The sequence below is a fragment of the Streptomyces sp. NPDC007983 genome (assembly GCF_042958345.1).
In the GTDB taxonomy this organism is placed as follows: Bacteria; Actinomycetota; Actinomycetes; order Streptomycetales; family Streptomycetaceae; genus Streptomyces.
This window is the reverse complement of sequence record NZ_JBIBJI010000011.1, coordinates 72,748-96,856: the sequence shown is the minus strand read 5'-3', so window position 1 is coordinate 96,856 and position 24,109 is coordinate 72,748. Positions and strand designations below refer to the sequence as shown.

2 protein-coding genes are annotated in these 24,109 nt (G+C 73.3%); both read left to right on the top strand.

Annotated features, from left to right (window positions below; genetic code table 11):
* Positions 1 to 6: 6 nt before the first annotated feature.
* On the top strand, positions 7 to 12,048 hold the full coding sequence (locus ACFZCY_RS29580; protein ID WP_391179842.1) for an SDR family NAD(P)-dependent oxidoreductase: 12,042 nt from the start codon (positions 7 to 9) through the stop codon (positions 12,046 to 12,048).
* 17 nt (positions 12,049 to 12,065) lie between these two features.
* Positions 12,066 to 24,095, top strand: a complete 12,030-nt coding sequence (locus tag ACFZCY_RS29575) for an SDR family NAD(P)-dependent oxidoreductase (RefSeq protein WP_391179840.1) — start codon at positions 12,066 to 12,068, stop codon at positions 24,093 to 24,095.
* Positions 24,096 to 24,109: the final 14 nt, after the last annotated feature.

Here is a 24,109-nt window from a genome sequence, read left to right as displayed (position 1 = left end):
CCCTCTGTGCCGCATGCTGATGAAGAGAAACTGGTCGACTATCTGAGGCGAGTGGCGGGCGATCTCCACGAGACACGCCGGCGGCTCCGCGCCATGGAGGACCGCTCCCAGGAGCCGGTGGCCGTGGTGAGCATGGCCTGCCGGTATCCGGGCGGTGTGCGTACCCCCGAGGACCTGTGGCGGCTCGTCGCCTCCGGCGACCACGCGATGGGGGAGTTCCCCACGGATCGCGGCTGGGACCTGGAGAGCCTGTTCCACCCGGACCCCGACCACCCCGGCACCAGCCACGCCCGTGAGGGCGGATTCCTGTACGACGCCGACCGGTTCGACCCCGAGTTCTTCGGCATCAGCCCGCGCGAGGCCGTGGCCGTCGACCCGCAGCAGCGGCTGCTGCTGGAGGTGGCCTGGGAGCTGCTGGAGCGCGCCGGGATCGACCCCGTCACGCTCAAGGGCAGCTCGACGGGCGTCTACGCCGGGACGGCCCTCCCCGGTTTCGGCACGCCGCACATCGACAGGAGCGCCGAGGGCTATCTGGTGACGGGCAACGCCCCCAGTGTGCTGTCGGGCCGGGTGGCGTACACGCTCGGACTCGAAGGGCCCGCGGTGACGGTGGACACGGCGTGTTCATCCTCGCTGGTGGCCATGCATCTGGCCTGTCAGGCGCTGCGGCAGGGCGAATGCGGGCTGGCCCTGGCCGGTGGCGTGACGGTGATGGCCATCCCGAACGTGTTCACCGAGTTCTCCCGGCAGCGGGGCCTCGCGCCCGACGGCCGGTGCAAGGCGTTCTCCGCGGACGCGGACGGCACCGCCTTCGCCGAGGGCGTCGGTCTGGTGCTGCTGGAGCGGCTGTCCGACGCCCGCCGCCACGGCCATCGGGTGCTGGCGGTCATCAGGGGTTCGGCCATCAACCAGGACGGCGCCTCGAACGGCCTGACCGCGCCCAACGGCCCCTCCCAACAGCGCGTCATCACCCAGGCGTTGGCGAGCGCGCGGCTGTCACCGGCCGAGGTGGACGTGGTCGAGGCCCATGGCACCGGCACCCGGCTGGGCGACCCCATCGAGGCGCATGCGCTGCTGACCACGTACGGCCAGGACCGGCCCGACGGCAAGCCCCTGTGGCTGGGGTCGGTCAAGTCGAACATCGGCCACACCCAGGGCGCGGCGGGCGTGGCGGGCGTGATCAAGATGATCATGGCGATGCGGTACGAAACGCTGCCCGCCACCCTGAACGTCAACCGGCCCACCCCCCATGTGAACTGGGACGCGGGCGCCGTACGCCTGCTCACCGAACCCGTCCCCTGGCCATCGGGGGAACGCCCGCGCCGGGCCGCGGTGTCCTCGTTCGGGATCTCCGGAACCAACGCCCACCTCCTCCTCGAATCCGCACCGGCCGACGCACCAAGCCGTACGCCGACCGAGAGCACACCGCCCGGCGGCCGCGCGCTGCCCTGGGTGCTGTCCGCCCGTACCGGCCTGGCGCTGCGCGACCAGGCCGCGGCACTGGCTGCCCATGCCGACGCCCATCCGGGACTGCCCCTGGCCGATGTGGGCTGGTCGCTCGCCAGGACCCGTACCGTCTTCGAACACCGGGCCGTGGTCCTCGGTGACGACCGCGACCAGCTGCTGACGGCCGTACGCGCGCTGGCCGACGGCCGGGATCACCCGAACCTGACCCGTGCCGGGGCGGCCCGCTCCGGTGCCACGGCGTTCATGTTCACGGGTCAGGGCAGCCAACAACCCGGCATGGGAGCACAGTTGTACCGGACCTTCGAGGTGTTCGCCACGGCCCTCGATGAGACCTGCGCCCATCTGGACCCGCTGCTGGGGTGCTCGCTGCGCGACATCCTCTTCGCCGCCGAGGACGCCGCCGAGGACACCGACGAGGCCCGCTCCCTGCACCGCACCGGAGTGACCCAGGCGGCCCTCTTCGCCCTGGAGACCGCCCTCTTCCGGCTGGTGGAGTCCTTCGGGCTCACCCCCGGATATCTGACCGGCCACTCCGTCGGCGAAATCGTCGCCGCACATGTGGCGGGCGTTCTGTCACTGCCGGACGCCTGTACGCTCGTCGCCGCCCGGGGCCGCCTCATGCAGGCGCTCCCGGCCGGTGGCGCCATGGCCGCTGTCGAAGCCACCGAGGAACAGGTCATCCCCCTGCTCAGCGGGCATGCGGACCGTCTCTCCCTGGCCGCAGTCAACGGCCCCACCGCCCTCGTGGTGTCCGGCGCCGCGGACGCCGTGGAGGAGGTGGTGCGCACCCTCAAGGAGCGCGGCCACCGCACCAAGCGGCTGCGCGTCAGCCATGCCTTCCACTCGCCGCTCCTCCAGCCCATGCTGGACGACTTCCGCGAGGTCGCCCGCACCCTCACCTACCACGCGCCGCACATCCCGGTGATCTCCAACCTCACGGGTGAGCCGGCCGACGCCGACCAGCTGCGCGACCCGGAGTACTGGGTACGCCACGTCCGCGAGCCCGTACGGTTCCACGACGGGCTGCGAACCCTGCGCGCCGAGGGCGTGGTGCGCTACCTCGAACTCGGCCCGGACGCCGTCCTCACCACCATGGCCGAGGACGCCCTCGCCACCGAGGGGGCGGCCGAGGGGACGGCCGAGGGGACGGCGCCGGTGTTCGCCGCCGCCCTGCGCCACGGCCGCGACGAGCCCCGCACCCTGCTCTCCGCCCTGGCCCGCATCCACATCGACGGCGGCACCGCCGACTTCTCCGCCGCGCTCCCGGACGGCGCGGGCCAGGTCGACCTGCCCACCTACCGCTTCCAGCGCGAACGCTACTGGCGACCGGTCCCGAACGGCACCGCCGACGTACGAGCCGCCGGGCTCGGCGCCACCGGCCACCCCCTCCTCCAGGCCGTCGTGGAAACACCCGACGGCGCACTGCTCCTCACCGGGCGGCTGTCGCTGAACACCCACCCCTGGCTGGCGGACCACACCATCGCGGGCAGCGTGCCGCTGCCTGGGGCGGCCCTCCTGGAGCTGGCCCTGCTCGCCGGTGCGCGGACCGGGTGCGACCTGGTCGACGACCTCACCCTCGAGACCCCGCTGCTCCTGCCCGCATCCGGCGCGGTGTGCGTACAGCTGGCCGTCGCCGCCCCCGACGAAGCGGGCCGACGGACGCTCAGCCTCTCCTCCCGCCCCGCGGACGAGGATGACGAGGCCCCGGGATCCATGGACACCTGGCGCCGCCACGCCGTAGGGCTCCTCGCCCCCGCGGCCCCGGCAGCGCCCGCCACGGAGGCACCCCCGGCGTCGTGGCCACCGGCCGACGCCGTCCCGGTCGACGTGGCGGACCTGTACCGGCGCCTCACCGAGCAGGGGTACGCGTACGGCCCCGCCTTCCGCGGACTGCACGCCGCGTGGCGGCACGGCGAGGACCTGCTCGCCGAGGTGCGCCTGGCCACCGAGCAGCGCGGCGAGGCCGAGGGCTTCGGCCTGCACCCCGCCCTCCTCGACAGCGCGCTGCACCCGGTGGAGGAGCTGTTCAACGCCGATAACGCGAACACCGGGCGTACACCGAGCACCGTCAGGCTGCCGTTCTCCTTCAGCGGAGTACGGCTGTTCGCCACCGGCGCCACCCGGCTACGGGTCCGCATCACCCCGACCGGCCCGGACACCGTCGCGCTCACCCTGACCGACGACCACGGCGCGGTGGCCGCCACCATCGAAACCCTCGGGCTGCGCGAAATCCTCGCCGACCGCTGGCGCTCCACGCGTACCGACGACTCCCTGTACCGCCTCGACTGGCAGCCCCAGCCCCAGCCCCAGCCGCTGCCCGCAGGCCAACCGGCACCGGCCGAGAGCTGGGCCTTCATCGGCCCCGTCCCCCTGGACGTGGACGACGGCCGCGAACCCGTCCCCACCTACCCGGACCTGGCCGCGCTGCAGGCCGCCATCGGCGCAGGACTGCCCGTCCCGAGCCTCGTCACCCTGACGTGCCCCGGCCGCGACACCGCGTCGTCCAACCCCGACCAGACCCCCGCGCGGGTGCGCGCGGCCGCCCACCAGGTGCTGGACACACTGCGCGCGTGGCTGACCGGCGAGCGGTTCGGCACGGCCCGGCTGGTGATCACCACCCACGGCGCGATCGCCGCCACCGCCGAGGACCCACCCGCCGACCTGACCACCGCACCCCTGTGGGGCCTGGTCCGCGCCGCACAGGCCGAACACCCCGAGCGTATCCTGCTGCTGGACCTGGACGACGCCCCGGCCTCCCGCCACGCCCTGCGCACCGCCCTCCCGGCCGCCGTGGCGGCCGGGGAATCCGAGCTGGCGGTACGGGCCGGGACCGTACGCGTCCCCCGTCTGGTGCGGGTCCACCCCGACCACGACGCGCCGCTTCCCGCCCTCGACCCGGACGGAACCGTCCTGATCACCGGCGGCACCGGCGCCCTCGGCCGACTGGTCGCCCGGCATCTGGCCACCGCGCACGGCGCCCGGCGTCTGCTGCTCGTCTCCCGGCGCGGCCCGGCCGCACACGACATCGACACGTTCACCGCCGAACTGGCCGAACTGGACGCGGACGTGCGGGTAGCCGCCTGTGACGTCGCCGATCCGCACGCGGTGGCCGGTCTGCTGGCCACGATCCCCGCCGCTCATCCGCTGACGGCCGTCGTCCACACCGCCGGAGTGCTGAACGACGGGGTGGTCACCTCGCTGACCCCCGAACGCTTCGACGCCGTACTCGCCCCGAAGCTCGACGCGGCATGGCATCTGCACCGACTGACCCGTGAGATGGCCCCGGCGGCGTTCGTGATGTTCTCCTCCGCCGCCTCCATCATGGGCAACGGAGGGCAAGCCAACTACGCGGCCGCCAACATGTTCCTCAACGCCCTCGCCGAACACCGCCGCGCCGAGGGCCTGGTGACCCACACGCTGGCCTGGGGTCTGCTGGCCTCGGCCGGTGGCATGACCCATGACCTCGACGACACCGACCTGGCCAGGATGGCGCGCTCCGGTGTCGCCCCCATCGCGGACGACCAAGTGCCGGTGCTGCTGGACACCGCGCTGACCACCCCGTACCCCGTCCTCGTACCGGCCCGGTTCGATCTGGCCGCGCTGCGCGCCCGGGCCGCCACCGGGCCACTGCCGCCCGTACTGCGGACCCTGGCGCCGAGCCCCGCCCGGCCGCCCGCCCAGGGCATTGGACCGGTGGCATGGGCCGAGCGGCTGGCCGGGCTGCCCGCCGCCGAACAGGACCGTGTCCTCGGCGAGCTGGTCCGCGACCAGGTCGCCACCGTGCTCGCCCATCCGGCGCCGGAGGCCATCGAGCTGGGCCGGGCCTTCCAGGAACTCGGCTTCGACTCCCTGACCGCCCTCGACCTGCGCAACCGGCTCAACGCGGCCACCGGGACCCGGATCCCGGCCACCGTCATCTTCGACTATCCGACCCCCGACGCCCTGGTGGGCTTCCTGCGCGAAAAGCTGATCGGGGCCGACGACGGGGCACCACTCGCCCCCGTGGCCGCGACGGTGGCCACCGACGGCGATCCCATCGCCATCGTCGGCATGGCCTGCCGCTATCCGGGCGGTGTCGGCTCGCCGGACGAGCTGTGGCGGCTGGTGTCCGAGGGCATCGACGCGATCGGCGAGTTCCCCGCGGACCGGGGCTGGGACCTGGCCGGACTCTTCGACCCGGACCCGGACCACCCCGGCACCAGCTACGCCCGCGAGGGCGGTTTCCTGTACGACGCCGCACGCTTCGACGCGGACTTCTTCGGCATCAGCCCGCGCGAGGCGCTGGCCACCGACCCTCAGCAGCGGCTGCTGCTGGAGACCGCCTGGCAGGCCTTCGAGAACGCGGGCATCGACCCGGTGACCCTGCGCGGCAGCCGGACCGCTGTGATCACCGGCGTCATGTACGACGACTACGGCAGCCGCTTCCTGGGCCGCACCCCGGAGGGCGTCGAGGGCCGACTGATGACCGGCAGCACCCCGAGCATCGCCTCGGGGCGGGTCGCGTTCACCTTCGGCCTGGAGGGGCCCGCGGTGACGGTGGACACGGCGTGTTCGTCGTCGCTGGTGGCCATGCATCTGGCGGCCCAGGCGCTGCGCCAGGACGAATGCGCGCTGGCCCTGGCGGGCGGCGTGACCGTGATGGCCACGCCGAACACCTTCGTCGAGTTCTCGCGGCAGCGCGGACTGGCCACGGACGGCCGCTGCAAGCCCTTCGCGGCGGCGGCCGACGGCACGGGCTGGGGCGAGGGCATCGGGCTGCTCGTCCTGGAACGGCTGTCGGACGCCCGGCGCAACGGCCACCAGGTGCTCGCCCTGCTCCGGGGCTCGGCCGTCAACCAGGACGGCGCATCCAACGGCCTGACCGCCCCCAACGGCCCCGCGCAGCAGCGGGTGATCCGGCAGGCGCTCGCCACCGCCCGCCTCACTCCGGCGGACATCGACGCGGTGGAGGCCCACGGCACCGGTACGACGCTGGGCGACCCGATCGAGGCGCAGGCGCTGCTCGCCACCTACGGACAGGAACGGGCCGACGGGCGGCCACTGTGGCTCGGCTCCATCAAGTCGAACATCGGCCACACCCAGGCCGCCGCCGGGGCCGCGGGCGTCATCAAAATGGTGATGGCGATGCGGCACGGACTGCTGCCCGCCTCCCTGCACATCGACGCACCGAGCCCGCATGTGGAGTGGGAGGACGGCGTACGGCTGCTGACCGAGGCGGTGGAGTGGCCACACGACGACCGGCCCCGCCGGGCCGCCGTGTCCTCCTTCGGCATCAGCGGCACCAACGCCCATGTGATCCTCGAACAGGCACCGGAGCCGGCCGACACGGCGGAGCCAGCCGCCCACCAGGGCGTAGTGCCCTGGGTGCTGTCCGCACGTGGCGCCACAGCCCTGCGCCAGCAGGCCCGGGCCCTGGCCACCCACCTCGCCACCAGCCCCGGGGCCACGCCCGCCGAAGTGGGCTGGTCGCTCATCAGGACCCGCGCCCTCTTCGACCACCGGGCCGTGGTCGTCGGCGCAAACCGGACGGAACTGCTGGCCGCCGTGGAAGCGCTCGCGGCCGACGAGACCCACCCGGGCGTCGTGCGGTCCGGTACGGGGCCGGGCCCCCGCGCGGCCGGCCCGGTGCTGGTGTTCCCCGGCCAGGGATCGCAGTGGCAGGGGATGGGCGCCGAACTCCTCGACACCTCCCCGGTGTTCGCGGAGCGAGTGGCCGCCTGTGAACGGGCCCTGGGCCCTTACACCGACTGGTCCCTCACCGACGTACTGCGCGGGCGCGGCACGGAAGGCGTCGCCGATCTGAGCCGCGTCGATGTGGTGCAGCCGGTGCTGTGGGCGGTCATGGTGTCCCTGGCCGCCGTATGGGCAGGTCATGGTGTGAAGCCCGCCGCCGTCGTGGGTCACAGTCAGGGCGAGATCGCCGCCGCCTGCGTGGCCGGGGCGCTCTCCCTCGACGACGGAGCCCGCATCGTGGCCCTGCGCAGCCGGGCCCTGCGGCGACTCGCGGGCGGCGGGGCGATGGCCTCCCTCGGGGTGGGCCGGGAACGCGCCGAGCGGCTGCTCGCCGACCTGGGCGAGCGTGCCGCCGCGGTAATGGTGGCGGCCGTCAACGGACCCGCCTCGACGGTGGTGTCCGGACCACCCGAGCAGGTGGCCGCGGCCGTGGCCGCCTGCCGTGACTCCGGCGAGCGAGCCCGGATGATCGAGGTGGACTACGCCTCCCACAGCCCGCAGGTCGACGAGATCACCGACGAACTCACCCGGCTGCTGGAAGGCGTCCACCCCACACGACAGGCCGGGACGGGCGCGGTCTTCTACTCCACCGTGACCGCCGGGCCCGCCGACCCCGCCGGACTCGACACCGCGTACTGGGTGCGCAACCTGCGCGAACAGGTGCGGTTCGCCGACGCCGTACGGGCCGCCCTGGCCGCTGGCCACCGCGTGTTCATCGAGGTCAGCACCCACCCCGTCCTCACCGTCGGCATGCAGGAAACCTTCGAGGAAGCGGGCAGCGAGGCCATCGCGGTACCCACCCTGCGGCGCGACCACGGCGATCTGGCCCAGCTGGTGCGCTCGATGGCCCAGGCGTTCACCGCCGGGGTCGAGACGGACTGGACCACCCTGTTCCCGGCCGACCCCACGCCCCGTACCGTCCCGTTGCCGACGTACGCCTTCCAGCGCGACCGCTACTGGCTGGACGGGGCGGACGGACTCGGCGGCGACCCCGCCGACCTCGGACTGACCTCCGCCGACCACCCCCTGCTGGGAGCGGCCGTCGAACTCGCCGACGGCGGCAGTCATCTGCTCACCGGCCGCATCGGCACCGGTGGCGGCCACGGCTGGCTGACCGAACACGTGGTGGCCGGGGCACCCCTGGTGCCGGGCGCCGCGCTGGTCGAATGGGCGCTACGGGCCGCCGACGAGGCCGGATGCGCGGTGGTGGACGAACTGACGCTGCAAACCCCGCTGATCCTGCCCGAAACCGGCGGGCTGCGCGTCCAGGTGGCGGTGGGCGCGGCCGACGAGGACGGCCGCCGCGAGGTGCGCGTCCACTCCCGCCCGGACACCGGCAGCGACGGCACATGGCGGTGCCACACCGACGGCATCCTCGCCCCGCCCCGCGGCCGCTCGGCCCCGGAGTCCTTCGGGACATGGCCGCCACCGGGCGCGGAACCGGTGGACGTGGACGGCTTCTACGCCCGGGCCGCCGCCGACGGATACGCGTACGGGCCCGCCTTCCAGGGCGTACGCAAGCTCTGGCGCGACGGCGCCGACGTGCTGGCCGAGGTGGCGCTGCCCGAGGCCGCCGGTGACCGCGACGGCTTCGGCATCCACCCCGCGCTGCTGGACGCCGTACTCCACCCGGCGGCCCTGCTCACCGGACAGCCACCCGGACAGGACGACGACCGCCGGATGTGGCTGCCGTTCACCTGGAACGGAGTGTCCCTGTGGGCCGCCGGGGCGACCACGGTGCGGGTCCGGCTGTCGCCGGAGGAGCGGAAAACGGACGGCGAGCGGGCGCTGCGGGTGACCGTGGCCGACGCCCTGGGCGACCCCGTCCTCACGGTCGACTCGCTCGTGCTGCGCCCCGCTCGTACGGACCAGCTGCGCACCCCGGGCCGACGCGGCGCGGACGGGCTGTTCACGCTGGACTGGATCCCGCTGCCGGGGGCACCGGAGCCGGTGGCCGACGGCGGCGACTGGATGGTGCTGGGCCCGGTGGACTGGGACACCGCGGGCGCCGTACGCCACCCGGATCTGGCGTCGCTGCTCGCGGCGGCCGACGGTGGCGGGCCCCTCCCCTCGGTGGTGCTGACCGGTGTCCCGGCCGCCCCGGACGCCACCTCGGCCGAGGGCATGGCGGCCGTCCAGCGCATGGTGAGCCTGCTGCAGGAGTGGCTGGCCGAACCCCGGCTGGCCGACGCCCGGTTGGTGGTGGTGACGCGAGGCGCCGTCGCGGCCGGTGCACCGGACGGGGACGGCCCCGGAGCCGATGCTGTGGACGCGGCAGGGGCGGCGGTGTGGGGGCTGCTGCGCAGCGCGCAGGCGGAGAACCCCGACCGGTTCGTTCTGCTCGATCTCGACCGCCATGACCGCGCGGATGACGCGCCGGGCGCAGGTGTCCTGGACGGTGTGCTGTGCGCGATGGGGATGGCCGAACCGCAGGTGGCAGTACGCGCGGGCCGGGTGTGGGCGCCGCGGCTGACGCGCGCCGGGGCCGCCGGAAGCGGCGGTCTGGTGGCCCCCGTGGCGCAACCGGCCTGGCGACTCGCGGTGGAAGGCGCCGCGACCATCGAGAACGTGACCCCGGTGCCCTGCCCCGAGGCGCTCGAACCACTGGCCCCCGGTGAGGTCCGTATCGCGGTCCACGCGGCAGGAGTCAACTTCCGCGACGCCCTGATCGCGGTGGGGATGTACCCGGGTGGTGGCGTGTTCCGGGGCAGCGAGGGCGCGGGCGTCGTCACGGATATCGGCGCCGGAGTGACCGGGCTCGGCGTGGGCGACCGGGTGATGGGCCTGTTCGAAGGCGCCTTCGGCCCCCTGGCGGTGGCGGACGCGCGGATGGTGGTGCCGATCCCGGACGGCTGGACCTTCCAGCAGGCCGCCGCCGTACCGGTGGTGTTCCTCACCGCCTGGTACGGGCTGGTGGACCTGGCCGGACTGCGGCGCGGGGAGTCGGTGCTCATCCACGCCGCGACCGGCGGCGTCGGCACGGCCGCCGTCCAGATCGCCCGCCACCTTGGCGCCGAGGTGTACGCCACGGCGAGCCCCGGCAAGCACGCGGTGCTGGAGGAGATGGGCGTCGACCCGGCACACCGGGCCTCGTCACGCACCCTCGACTTCGAGACCGAACTACGGGACGCCACCGGCGGCCGCGGCGTGGACGTGGTGCTGAACAGCCTCGCCGGCCCCTTCGTCGACGCCTCGCTGCGCCTGCTGGCCGACGGCGGGCGGCTCTCCGAAATGGGCAAGACCGACATCCGCGACCCGCAGCACATCGCCGCCACCCACCCCGGTGTCCGCTACCGGGCCTTCGACCTGGTGCCCGACGCCGGACCGGACCGCGTCGGCGAGATGCTGCGCACGCTACGGGAGCTGTTCACCGCCGGAGCGTTGCGGCCCGCACCGGTACGGGCCTGGCCGCTGAGCCGGGCGCGGGAAGCGCTGCGGCAGCTCAGCCAGGCCCGCCACACCGGCAAGCTGGTCCTGGACGTGCCCGCCGCCGTGGACCCGGACGGCACAGTGCTCATCACGGGCGGCACCGGCACCCTGGGCGGCGTCGTCGCCGAACACCTCGTACGCACCTGGCGGGTCCGCCACCTGGTGCTGGCGAGCAGGCGCGGCCCGGACGCACCGGGCGCCACCGAACTGGCCGGCCGCCTCCGTGAACTGGGCGCCCACGTGCGCGTGGTCGCGGTGGACGTCACGGATGCGGCCGCGGTGGCGGAGCTGGTGGCGGGGGTCGATCCGGAGCATCCCCTGACCGGCGTCATCCACGCCACGGGTGTGCTGGACGACGCGGTGCTCACCTCCCAGACCCCGGAGCGAGTGGCGCGAGTGTGGGACGCCAAGGCCACGGCCGCGGCCCATCTGCACGCGGCCACGACGGATCTGCGGCTCGGCATGTTCGTGATGTTCTCCTCCGCGGCCGGGGTGCTGGGCAGCCCCGGGCAGGCCAACTACGCCGCCGCGAACGCCTTTTGCGACGCCTTGGCCGCCCGCCGCCGGGCCGAAGGGCTGCCGGGAGTGTCGGTGGCCTGGGGGCTGTGGGCCGACGCCAGCGGGATGACCGGCCACCTGGCCGAGGCCGACCTCGCCCGGATGGCCCGTACGGGCGTGGGCGCCCTCGGCACCCGGCAGGGCCTGGCCCTGCTCGACGCCGCGGTCCAGCACGGCGGCGACCTGCTGGTGGCTGCCGACGTGAACCCCCGCACCCTGGCCGCCCTGCCCGCCGAGCGCCTGCCCGCCACCCTGCGCGCACTCGCCACCAGCAGCGGCGGCGGTGGCGCGGGACGGCGTACGGCGGCTGCCGCCGACGCGGAACAGCCCGTCGACTGGGCCGGCAGGCTGGCCGGGCTGTCGGCGACCGAGCGCCACCGGCTGGTGCTGGGCCTGGTCCGCGGCCACGCGGCCACCGTGCTGGGACACACCGACGTGGACGCGGTGCAGGCCGAGACCAGCTTCAAGGAACTCGGCTTCGATTCGCTGACCGCTGTGGAACTGCGCAACCGGCTCGCCGCCGCCACCGGGCTGCGGCTGCCCGCCGCGATGGTCTTCGACTACCCCGAGGCCGCGGTGCTCGCCGATTACCTGCTGGAACGGCTCGCACCCGACGACGCGACCACCGCGGGCCGGGACGGCGTGGACCCCGTTCTGGGCGAGCTGGCCAGGCTGGACCACACCCTGGACTCCCTCGACACGGACGACGAGGGACGGCACAGGATCGCCAGGCGGCTGAGTGGACTGCTGGCGAAGGTGAACGGCGGATCGACCGGGGCGCCCGGCGCGACGGACTTCGACGCCCTCGATTCCGCTTCGGACGACGAGATGTTCGCGCTCATTGACCGTGAACTGCCCTGATGGAGGAGCGAGAACAGATGCCGGGTAAGGGTTCGGGTACGGACGCGGGTTCGGGCGTGGGTACGGGTGCGGGTACGGAAGCAAAGCTCCGCCAGTACCTCAAGCGGGTGACGGCCGATCTGGGGCAGACCCGTCAGCGCTTGCGCGAGGTGGAGGAGCGGGCGCAGGAGCCGGTGGCCATCGTCAGCATGGCCTGCCGCTTCCCGGGCGGGATCGCCTCCCCCGAGGACCTGTGGCGCCTCGTCGCCTCCGGCCAGGACGCCATCGGGGACTTCCCGAAGGACCGCGGCTGGGACCTGGACGGCCTGTACCACCCGGACCCGGACCACTCCGGCACCAGCTACGTCCGCCGGGGCGGCTTCCTGCGAGGCGCTGACGGATTCGACGCCACCTTCTTCGGCATCAGCCCGCGCGAGGCCCTGGCCGCCGAACCGCAGCAGCGCCAGCTCCTGGAAGTCTCCTGGGAACTGCTCGAACGCGCCGGAATCGACCCCACCTCGCTCAAGGGCACCCCGACCGGCGTCTACGCGGGCGCCGGAATCCTCGGCTTCGGCACCCCCCACATCGAAAGGAGCGCCGAAGGATATCTGCTCACCGGCAACACGCTCAGCGTCGTCTCGGGCCGGGTCGCCTTCACCCTCGGCCTCGAAGGACCCGCGGTGACCGTGGACACCGCGTGCTCCTCGTCCCTGGTCGCCATGCACCTGGCCTGCCAGGCACTACGGCAGGGCGAATGCACCCTGGCCATGGCTGGTGGCGTCACGGTGATGACCACGCCCCACACCTTCGTGGAATTCTCCCGCCAGCGCGGACTGGCCCCCGACGGCCGCTGCAAGCCCTTCGCGGCAGCCGCCGACGGTACGGGATTCTCCGAAGGCGTCGGCCTGCTGCTCCTGGAACGGCTCTCGGACGCACGGCGCAACGGACACCAGGTCCTCGCGGTGCTCCGGGGCTCGGCGATCAACCAGGACGGCGCGTCGAACGGCCTGACCGCGCCGAACGGCCCCTCACAGCGGCGAGTGATCCGACAGGCCCTCATCAACGCCCAGCTCTCTTCCGCCGAGGTCGACGCCGTCGAGGCCCATGGCACCGGCACCACACTCGGCGACCCCATCGAAGCGGACGCGCTGATCGCCGCCTATGGGCAGGACCGGCCCGCCGACCAGCCACTGTGGCTGGGCTCGTTGAAGTCCAACATCGGCCATACGCAGGGCGCGGCGGGTGTGGCCGGTGTGATCAAGATGGTGATGGCGCTGCGCCACGAGATGCTGCCCGCGACCCTGTACGTCGATGAGCCGACCCCGCACGCGGACTGGAGCGGTGGCGCGGTACGGCTGCTGACCGAGCCGGTGGCGTGGCCGCGCGGCGAGCGCCCGCGGCGGGCGGGTGTGTCGGCGTTCGGCATTTCCGGCACCAACGCTCATGTGATCGTGGAGCAAGCCCCGGATGCGCCTGCGCGCATCGAGTCGCGGCCGGTTGTGGGTGTGGTGCCGTGGGTGGTGTCGGCGCGGAGTGTGGAGGCGCTGCGGAGTCAGGCGGCGGCGTTGGCGGCGCGGGTGGCCGATGCGGAGGTGGGGGTTGCCGAGGTTGGTTGGTCGTTGGTCAGGTCGCGGTCGGTGTTCGAGCATCGTGCGGTAGTGGTGGGTGAGGACCGAGCGGAGTTGCTGGCGGCGGTCGAGGCGCTGGCGGCAGGGGAGTCCCACCCGGATGTGGTGCACACGGGTGTTCCGGCGCTGGTGAGCGAGGCGGGTCCGGTGTTGGTGTTTCCGGGGCAGGGTTCGCAGTGGGTGGGGATGGGGGCTGCCTTGCTCGATGCGTCGCCGGTGTTTGCCGCGCGGGTGACCGAGTGTGAGCGGGCGTTGTCGCCCTATGTGGAGTGGTCGCTCACCGGCGTATTGCGTGGCACCGAGGGTGATCTGGGCCGGGTTGATGTGGTGCAGCCGGTGTTGTGGGCGGTGATGGTGTCGCTTGCGGCGGTATGGGCGGGGCATGGGGTGCGGCCTGCGGCGGTGGTGGGCCACAGCCAGGGGGAGATCGCGGCGGCTGTGGTGGCGGGGGCGTTGTCGTTGGAGGACGGCGCGAAGGTGGTGGCCCTGCGCAGTCGGGCCCTGCGCCGGCTGGCCGGTGGTGGGGCGATGGCATCGCTGGGCCTAGGCCATGAGGAGGCCGGACAGCTTCTGGCCCGGCTCGGCGATCAGGCCGCGGCCGTGGGCGTGGCGGCGGTCAACGGGCCCTCGTCGACGGTGATTTCGGGCCCTCCTGAGCAGGTGGCCGCAGTGGTGTCCGTATGCCGGGAAAGCGGCGACCGGGCACGCCTGATCGACGTGGACTACGCCTCGCACGGCCCCCAGGTCGACGAGATCCGCGACGAGCTGATGCGCGTACTGGACGGCGTAACCCCCGTCGCCGCTCCCTCGGACGACGTGGCCTTCTACTCGACGGTGGCCGGCGGCCGTGCCGATCCGGCCGGTCTGGACGCCGCGTACTGGGTGACGAACCTGCGGGAGCGGGTGCGGTTCGCGGAGGCGGTGGTGGCGCTGGTGGCCGATGGGCACCGGGTGTTCATCGAGGCCAGCACCCACCCCGTGCTCACCGTCGGCATGGAGGAGACCTTCGAGCGGGCGGGCGTCGACGCGGTGACCGTGCCGACGCTGCGCCGCGGCCACGGTGGCCGGGCGCAGCTCGTGCGGTCCCTCGCGCGGGCGTTCGTCGCGGGCGTCCCCGTGGACTGGACTGCCCTGTTCCCCGCCGAGCCGACACCCCGCATCGTGGACCTGCCCACCTACCCGTTCCAGCACCAACGCTTCTGGATGGCCGGATCGGGTGGGTTCGGCGACCCCAGTGGCCTCGGTCTGGTGCCCGCCGGACATCCGCTGCTCGGCGCCGCGGTCGAACTTGCCGATGGCAGTACGCACCTGCTCACCGGCAGGATCACGACCGCCGGCGGCGAGGGCTGGCTCAGCGACCATGTGGTGGCCGGGACCGTACTGGCGCCGGGCGCGGCGCTCGTGGAGTGGGCGTTGCGGGCGGCCGACGAGGTCGGCTGCGGTGGGGTGGAGGAGCTGGCGCTCCAGGCGCCCCTCGCGCTGCCCGAGTCGGGGAGCTTGCGCCTACAGGTCGTGGTGGGCGAGGCGGCAGAGGACGGGCGGCGTGAGGTTCAGGTGTACTCCCGTCCCGGGGACGCCGACTCCGTAGCGGGATGGGTGTGCCATGCGGAGGGCGTGCTGAGCCCGCCACGTGAGGACACCGGGTCGACGCCCGAGGGCTTGCAGGGCGCGTGGCCCCCGGCAGGTGCGCAGCCGGTGGACATGGACGGGTTCTACGAGCGGGCCGCGGCGGCGGGATATGCGTACGGGCCGTCCTTCCGGGGGCTGCGCGCGATGTGGCGCGATGGCTCGGATGTCATCGCCGAGGTGGCGCTGCCCGAGGCAGCTGGGGATGAGGAGGGCTTCGGCATTCACCCGGCGCTCTTGGACGCCGCGCTGCACCCGGCCCTGCTGATCGCCTCGTCCGAGCAGGGGCAGGACGACGACCAGGTGTGGCTGCCGTTCGCCTGGAACGGCGTGTCCTTGTGGGCCACCGGCGCCACCACCGTGCGGGTACGGATCTCCCCGCAGCAGCACCGCGTGGACGGCGAGCGGGGACTGCGGATGGTGGTGGCCGACGCCGACGGGGACCCGGTCCTGACGGTGAACTCCCTGGTGACGCGCCCGGCACGCATCGACCAGTTGCGGGCTGCGGGTGCGCGTGGCGTGGACGGGCTGTTCGCACTGGAGTGGAGGCCACTGCCTGCCGTGCCGGTCGCGGCGGATGACGACGACTGGGCGGTCCTGGGACTGGACGAGGCGGACGAGGGTCCGGGGCCGCTGATCGCGGCGCTCGATGCCGGAGGGCCGGGCCCGTCCGTCGTCCTCGCCTGCCTTCCCCACTCCGATGCGGGGACCGTGGCGGCGGACGGCGGTCTGGCCTTGGCGGAGCGGACGTTGGGGCTGTTGCAGGGTTGGCTCGCCGAACCGCGGCTGGCCGATGCCCGGTTGGTGGTGGTGACGCGGGGTGAGGTCGCACACGCCGAGCATGACGTCCCGGACGTAGCCGGTGCCGCCGTATGGGGCTTGGTGCGCAGTGCGCAGGCGGAGCACCCGGGACGCTTTTTCCTGCTCGACCTCGCGCCCGGCGCCGATCCGCTCACAGACGAGGTGCGGGACGCGGTCGCATGCGCGGTGGAACGGGACGAGCCCCAGTTGGCGGTACGGGACGGCCAGGTGCTGGTACCCCGGCTGATGCGTGCGGACAGCGACCAGCCGTTCGACGTGCCGGTCGCGCTCGACCCTGACGGTACGGTGCTCATCACGGGCGGAACGGGCACGGTGGGCGGCCTGGTCGCCGAACACCTCGTCCGTACGTGGCAGGTCGGCCACCTTCTGCTGGTGAGCCGCCGCGGGCCGGACGCCCCCGGCGCACGGGACCTGGCCGAGCGGCTGGAAGACCTCGGCGCGCGGGTGAGAATCGCCGCGGTGGACGTCACGGACGCTGCCGCGGTGACGGAGCTGGTGGCGGGGATCGATGCGGAGCATCCGCTGACCGGCGTCATCCATGCCACGGGTGTGCTCGACGACGCGGTGCTCGCCTCGCAGACCCCGGAGCGTCTGGCGGCGGTGTGGGCGGCCAAGGCCACGACGGCGGCCCATCTGCATGCGGCGACGGCGGGTCTGCAGCTGGGCATGTTCGTGATGTTTTCCTCGGCCGCCGGAGTGCTGGGCAGCCCGGGGCAGGCCAACTACGCGTCGGCGAACGCCTACTGCGATGCCCTGGCCGCTCACCGCCGGGCCATCGGCCTTCCGGCGCTGTCGGTGGCATGGGGGCTCTGGGCCCAGTCCAGCAGCCTGACCGGCAAGCTCGCCGAGGTGGACCGGGCCCGGATGTCCCGTTCGGGCATCGCCGCGATGCCCACCCCCAAGGCGCTGGCCCTGCTGGATGCCGCGTGCCGACAGCCGCATCCGCTGATGGTCGCCGTGGACCTTGATGTGGCGGGGGTGGCTGGGGGCGATGTGCCTGCGGTGTTGCGTGGGTTGGTGGCGGGGCGCGTACGACATCGTGTGGCGGTTGGTGGTGGGCAGGCTGATGGGTTGGCTGGGCGGTTGGTGGGGCTGGATGAGGGTGCTCGGTTGGGTGTGGTGGTGGAGGTGGTGCGGGGTTGTGTGGCGGTGGTGTTGGGGTTCGGTTCGTCGGATGAGGTGCGGTCGGGGGCGGCGTTCAAGGAGTTGGGTTTTGACTCGTTGACGGCGGTGGAGTTGCGTAACCGGTTGTCGGCGGTGACGGGGCTGCGGTTGCCCGCGACGATGGTGTTCGACTATCCGACACCCCACGCCCTGGCCACCTACCTGTGCACCCGGTTGGGTGGCGAGACGGCCCGATCCACTGCGCCCGTCGTGACGGCGACGGCCACCGACGAGCCGATCGCGATCGTCGCGATGACCTGCCGGTTTCCGGGCGGGGTCACCTCCCCGGAGGGCCTGTGGGATCTGGTGTCCTCGGGCGATGAGGCGATCGGGGAGTTCCCGACGGGCCGGGGCTGGGACCTGGACGGCCTCTTCCACCCGGACCCGGACCACCCGGGCACGTCCTACGCCCGGAAAGGCGGGTTTCTGTACGACGCCGATGCGTTCGACGCGGGGTTCTTCGGCATCAATCCGCGTGAGGCGTTGGCGACGGATCCGCAGCAGCGTCTGTTGCTGGAGGCGGCGTGGGAGGTGGTGGAGCGGGCCGGTATCGACCCGATGTCGCTGAAGGGCAGCCCGACCGGTGTCTACGCCGGGGTGATGTACCACGACTATGCGGCCGGTCTCAGCGGCGGTGACGCACGGCTGGAGGGTTACGCCATGCTCGCCAGCTCCGGCAGCGTGGTGTCCGGCCGGGTGGCGTACACGCTCGGTCTTGAGGGTCCGGCGGTGACCGTGGATACAGCGTGCTCGTCGTCGTTGGTGGCGATGCATCTGGCCGCGCAGGCGTTGCGGCAGAGTGAGTGCACGCTTGCTCTCGCGGGTGGTGTGACGGTGATGGCCACGCCGGATGTGTTCACCGGTTTCTCGCGTCAGCGCGGTCTGGCACCCGACGGCCGGTGCAAGCCCTTCGCCGCCGCTGCCGACGGCACCGGTTGGAGTGAAGGCGTCGGCCTGTTGCTCCTGGAACGGTTGTCGGATGCGCGGCGCCATGGCCGGCGGGTGCTGGCGGTGATCCGAGGGTCGGCGGTGAATCAGGATGGTGCGTCGAATGGTTTGACGGCGCCGAATGGGCCGTCGCAGCAGCGGGTGATCCGGCAGGCTCTGGCCGGTGCGGGGCTGTCGGCGTCGGAGGTGGACGCGGTGGAGGCGCACGGTACGGGGACGACGCTGGGTGATCCGATCGAGGCGCAGGCGCTGCTGGCGACGTACGGCCAGCAGCGGCCTGTCGATCAGCCGCTGCTGCTCGGCTCCATCAAGTCGAATATCGGGCATACGCAGGCGGCCGCGGGTGTGGCGGGTGTGATCAAGATGGTGCAGGCCATGCGGCATGGCGTACTGCCCGCCTCCTTGCACATCGACGAGCCGACGCCCCATGTCGACTGGGCCGGTGGCGCGGTGCGACTGCTGACGGAGCCCGTGGAGTGGCCGCGGAGCGAGCGTCCCCGCCGTGCCGGAGTGTCCTCCTTCGGTGCCTCCGGTACGAACGCTCACCTCATCCTGGAGCAGGCCCCGGACGCGCCCGAGCCGGACCCGGTGCCCGAGCAGAGCGGCGTGGTGCCGTGGGTGTTGTCCGCGCGGAGCACGGAGGCGCTGCGCGGGCAGGCCGCGGCACTGGCCGGGCACCTGGCGCCGGACCCGCGGGCGTCGGCCGCCGAGGTGGGATGGTCGCTGTTGACGTCCCGGTCGCTGTTCGAGCACCGAGCCGTGGTGCTGGGCAGCGACCGGGCGGACATGGTGGCGGCGGTGGAGGCACTGGCGGCCGGTGAGCAGCACCCGGGCGTAGTGGAACCACCCTCGGGCGCGGCCCCGTCCGGGAAGACGGTCTGGCTGTTCAGCGGGCAGGGCAGCCAGCGCGTGGGCATGGGCGCCGGGCTGTACGACCGCTTTCCGGTCTTCGCCGCGGCGTTCGACGAGGTCTGCGGCCTGCTCGACCGGCATCTCGAACTCCCGCTGCGACACGCGGCGTTCACCGGCGTGCCCGAGCGGCCGGGGCTGCTGGACCACACGACCTACGCCCAGGCAGGGCTGTTCGCGCTGCACATCGCCCTCGCCCGGTTGCTGGACTCGCTGGGCTGCCGCCCCGATGTGGTGATCGGCCACTCGATCGGGGAGGTTGCCGCCGCCCATGTGGCCGGCGTCTTCGATCTGCCGGACGCCTGCCGACTGGTGGCCGCCCGCGCCACGCTGATGGGCGGGCTCCCGGAGGGCGGCGGCATGGCAACCATCGCGGCCGCTCCCGACGAGCTTGCCGAGGACCTTGCCGAGCACGGCGGCCAAGTGGGTGTAGCTGCCCTGAACACGCCCGGCAACACGGTCATCTCCGGGCCCGCCGAACGGGTGGCCCGGATCAGCGCCGCCTGGGCCGCCAAGGGCCGTAAGACCAAGGTCCTGACCGTCAGCCATGCCTTCCACTCCCCGTCGATGGACCCCATCCTGGAGCCGTTCGCCCAGGCCATCGCGGAGCTGACGTATCACCGGCCCACCCTCCCGGTGCTGAGCAACCTCACCGGGGAGGCCGCCGACGAGCGGATCGCCACACCCGGTTACTGGGCCGAGCACATCCGGCAGCCGGTCCGTTTCCACCCCGCCATCACCCGTATCGCCCCCGAGGCCGGCGTCTTTCTGGAGTTGGGCCCGGATCCGGTCCTGGCCACCGCGACACAGCACACACTCGGCCATGCCACCCCGGACACCGAGCGGCCCAGCCCCCTGGTGGCGGCCACACTGACCCGTAAGCAACCCGATGTCCATGCCTTCGGCCGCGCCCTCGCCCAACTCCACACCTGCGGTGCCGATGTGCACTGGACCAGCTGGTTTCCCTCAGACCCCGCCCCGAGGACGGTGGAGCTGCCGACGTATGCCTTCCAGCGCGAGCGGTACTGGCTGTCCGCGGCCGGTGGAGTCGGTGATGTCGCTGCCGCCGGGTTGCAGCGTGTGGAGCATGCGTTGCTGCCCGCGGCGGTGGGGCTGGCCGACGGCGGGATCGTGCTCACCGGCCGGATCTCGGCCGGTGGTGGCAAGACGTGGCTTGCCGAACACGTGATGGCGGGCGCGGTGCTGGTGCCCGGTGCGGCGCTGGTGGAGTGGGCGCTGCGGGCGGCCGATGAGGCGGGCTGCGGTGGGGTGGAGGAGCTGGCGCTCCAGGTTCCGCTGGTGCTCCCCGCGTCCGGCGGGCTGCGTGTCCAGGTGGTGGCGGGCCCGGTCACCGAGGACGGGCGGCGCGATGTACGGATCTACTCCCGCCCCGACCGCGATGCCGAACCGGGCACCGACCCGGGGTGGGTGTGCCATGCGGAGGGTGTGCTGAGCCCACCGTCCGCCGATGGCGGTGCGGAGGAGCTGTCAGGGGCGTGGCCTCCGGCAGGGGCGGAGCCGGTGGATGTGACCGGCTTCTACGAGCGCGCGGCGGCGGACGGATACGCGTACGGCCCGTCCTTCCAGGGCGTACGGGCCGTGTGGCGGGACGGTACGGACGTCCTCGCCGAGGTGGCGCTGCCCGAGCCCGCCGGTGACGGGGACGGCTTCGGCATCCACCCCGCGCTGCTGGATGCCGCCCTGCACCCGGCGCTGCTGCTCGACCCGTCCGGCCGGGAACGGGACAGCACCCGGGTGTGGCTGCCGTTCGTCTTTCGGGGCGTGTCGTTGTGGGCGGGTGGCGCGACGACGGTCCGGCTCCGGCTCTCTCCCCGGCCGCGGCTGGCGGACGGTGCGGAGGGTGAGCGGGGCCTGCGGGTGGTCGTGGCCGATGCGGTGGGCGTTCCGGTCCTGACGGTCGATGCGCTGGTCATGCGGTCGGCCGACCCGGATCAGCTGCGGGCCGCTGCGAGGCCCGAGGTGGAGGGGCTGTTCACCCTGGACTGGACCTCGTTGCCGACATCACCCGAAGGCCACGGCGCCGACGAGCCATCAGCAGCTGCCGACTGGGTGTTGCTGGGTCAGGCGGAATCGGCCCCGGTCGGGGAGGGCGCGGTCTGCCATCCGCGTCTGGAGTCGCTGATCACCGCCCTCGATGGCGGTGCTCCCACCCCCTCCACGGCTATCGCCTTCCTGCCCGCGCCCTCCCCGGACCGCGATGTGGCGGATGCGGGCCTGGCCCTGACGGAAGAGGCATTGGAGCTGGTCCAGGGCTGGCTCGCCGAGCCGCGGCTGTCCGATGCCCGGCTGGTGGTGGTCACCCGGGGCGCGGTCGCGATCGGCACACCCGAAGGCGAGGAGAAGAACGGCGACGACGGGGTGAACGCGGCCGGTGCCGCGGTATGCGGGCTGGTGCGCAGCGCGCAGGCGGAGAACCCGGACCGCTTCCTTCTGCTCGACCTCGATCCCGCTGATGACCTGGCCGGCGCGGTGCCCGGGCACAGCGTGGTGGATGCCGTACGGCGGGCCGTGGCGATGGACGAGCCCCAGGTGGCGCTGCGCGCCGGGCGGATCCTGGTGCCCCGGCTGATGCGCGCCGGTGGGGCGAGCAGCGGGGGAGTGGTGGGGCCGGCCGGGCAGCCCGCGTGGCGGCTTGAACTGACGGGCGCGGCGACGCTGGACAACGTGAAACCGGTCCCCTGCCCCGAGGTGCTGGGGCCCCTGGGCGCGGGCCGGGTGCGGGTCGCGGTGCACGCGGCGGGCATCAACTTCCGCGACGCGCTGATCAGTCTGGGCATGGTCCCCGGCCAGACCGGACTGGGCGGCGAGGGCGCCGGTGTGGTGGTCGCGGTCGGCCCGGGGGTGACCCAGGTGGCGGCGGGCGACCGGGTCATGGGTGTCTTCGACCGCGCCTTCGGCCCGCTGGCGGTGACGGACGCGCGGATGGTGGCGCCGATCCCCGCCGGGTGGAGTGTCCAGCAGGCGGCCGCGGTGCCGGTGGTGTTCCTCACCGCGTGGTACGGACTGGTGGAGCTGGGCGGCCTCCGAGCGGGTGAGTCGGTGCTGATCCACGCGGCCGCCGGAGGCGTGGGCATGGCGGCGGTGCGGATCGCCCGTCATCTGGGCGCCGAGGTCTATGCCACGGCGAGCCCCGCCAAGCACGCGGTGCTGGAAGCCATGGGCATCGACGCGGCACATCGGGCCTCCTCGCGTGACCTGGACTTCGAGCACGTCGTACGGGAGGCCACCCGCGGCCGTGGCGTGGACATGGTGTTGAACAGCCTCGCCGGTCCCTTCGTCGACGCTTCGCTGCGGCTGCTGCGTGAGGGCGGCCGGCTCCTGGAGATGGGCAAGACCGACATCCGCGATCCGGAGCGGATCGCGGCCGACCACCCCGGTGTGCGCTACCAGGTCTACGACCTGATCGGGGACGCCGGACCGGACCGCATCGGCCGGATGCTGGCCGAGCTGGGCGCGCTCTTCACGGCCGGGATCCTGGAGCCGCCGCCGCTGCGTGCCTGGCCGTTGGACCGGGCGCGAGAGGCACTGCGATACCTCAGCCAGGCCAAGCACACCGGCAAACTCGTGCTGGACGTCCCGGCCGCGGTGGACCCGGACGGTACCGTACTGATCACCGGCGGTACCGGCACCCTGGGCACCCTGGTCGCCGAGCACCTGGTGCGCACATGGCGGATCAGGCATCTGCTGCTGGTCAGCCGCAGCGGCCCCGATGCCCCGGGCGCGAAGGAGCTGAGCGCCAGGCTGCGCGAACTGGGCGCGCGGGTACGGATCGAGGCGGCGGATGTCACCGAGGCCGCCGCGGTGGCCGCCCTCGTGGCGGGCGTCGACCCGGAGCACCCGCTGACCGGGGTGATCCACGCGGCCGGTGTCCTGGACGACGCGGTGGTCACCTCGCAGACGCCCGAGCGACTGGCCCGGGTCTGGGCGGCCAAGGCCACGGCGGCTGCCCATCTGCACACGGTGACGGCAGAACTGCGGCTCGGCATGTTCGTGATGTTCTCCTCCGCGGCCGGGGTGATGGGCAGCCCCGGGCAGGCCAACTACGCTGCGGCCAACGCCTTTTGCGATGCGCTGGCCGCCCATCGGCGGGCCCTCGGCCTGCCGGGCGTGTCCGTGGCCTGGGGGCTGTGGGCCGAATCCAGTGAGATGACCGGCAACCTCACCGAAGCGGATCTGGCGCGGATGGCCCGCTCCGGTATCGCCGCGATGGCGGGCGACCACGCCCTGGCACTGCTCGACGCCGCGATCCAGCATGGTGGCCACCAGCTGATCGCGGCCGATGTGAACGCCCGCGTCCTCGCCGCCCAGCCCCCGGACACCCTGCCCGCCGCGCTCCGCGCCCTGGTCGCGGCGGGCGCCGGTACGGGACGTACGACGGAACGGCGTACGGCGGCGGGCGCCGGTGCGCAACCGGTCGACTGGGCGGGACGACTGGCGGGAATGTCCGCCGACGAGGGGCGCCGGGTGCTGCTCGACCTGGTCCGTGGCCACGCGACCACCGTGCTGGGCCACGCGGATGCGGAAGCGGTCCAGGCGGATACCAGTTTCAAGGATCTGGGCTTCGATTCGCTGACCGCGGTGGAACTGCGCAACCGGCTTTCCGCCGCCACCGGCCTGCGGCTCCCCGCCGCCCTCGTCTTCGACTACCCCGAAGCGGCCATCCTGGCCGACTATCTGCTGGAACGCCTCGCGCCCGAGGACGACGGCTCGCCGGGCCGGTCGGGCCTCGACCCGGCCCTCAACGAACTGGCCAAGCTGGAAACCACCTTGGCCCGCCTCGATGTGGCGGATGACGAGTCCGGGGCGGTCACGGCCCGGCTCGAGAGTTTGCTGGCCACGTGGAAGGCGACGCGGAACCTGGCAGATCACGGGACTGCCGCGGAGCGGCTGGAGTCCGCCTCCGCGGCCCAGGTTCTCGACTTCATCGACAACGAGCTGGGTGTGTCCTGAATGTGCCGGGCGCG

Coding starts and splice junctions, on each gene's coding strand:
- ACFZCY_RS29575 (WP_391179840.1), top strand. CDS start 12,066: ATGCCGGGTAAGGGTTCGGGTACGGACGCGGGTTCGGGCGTGGGTACG.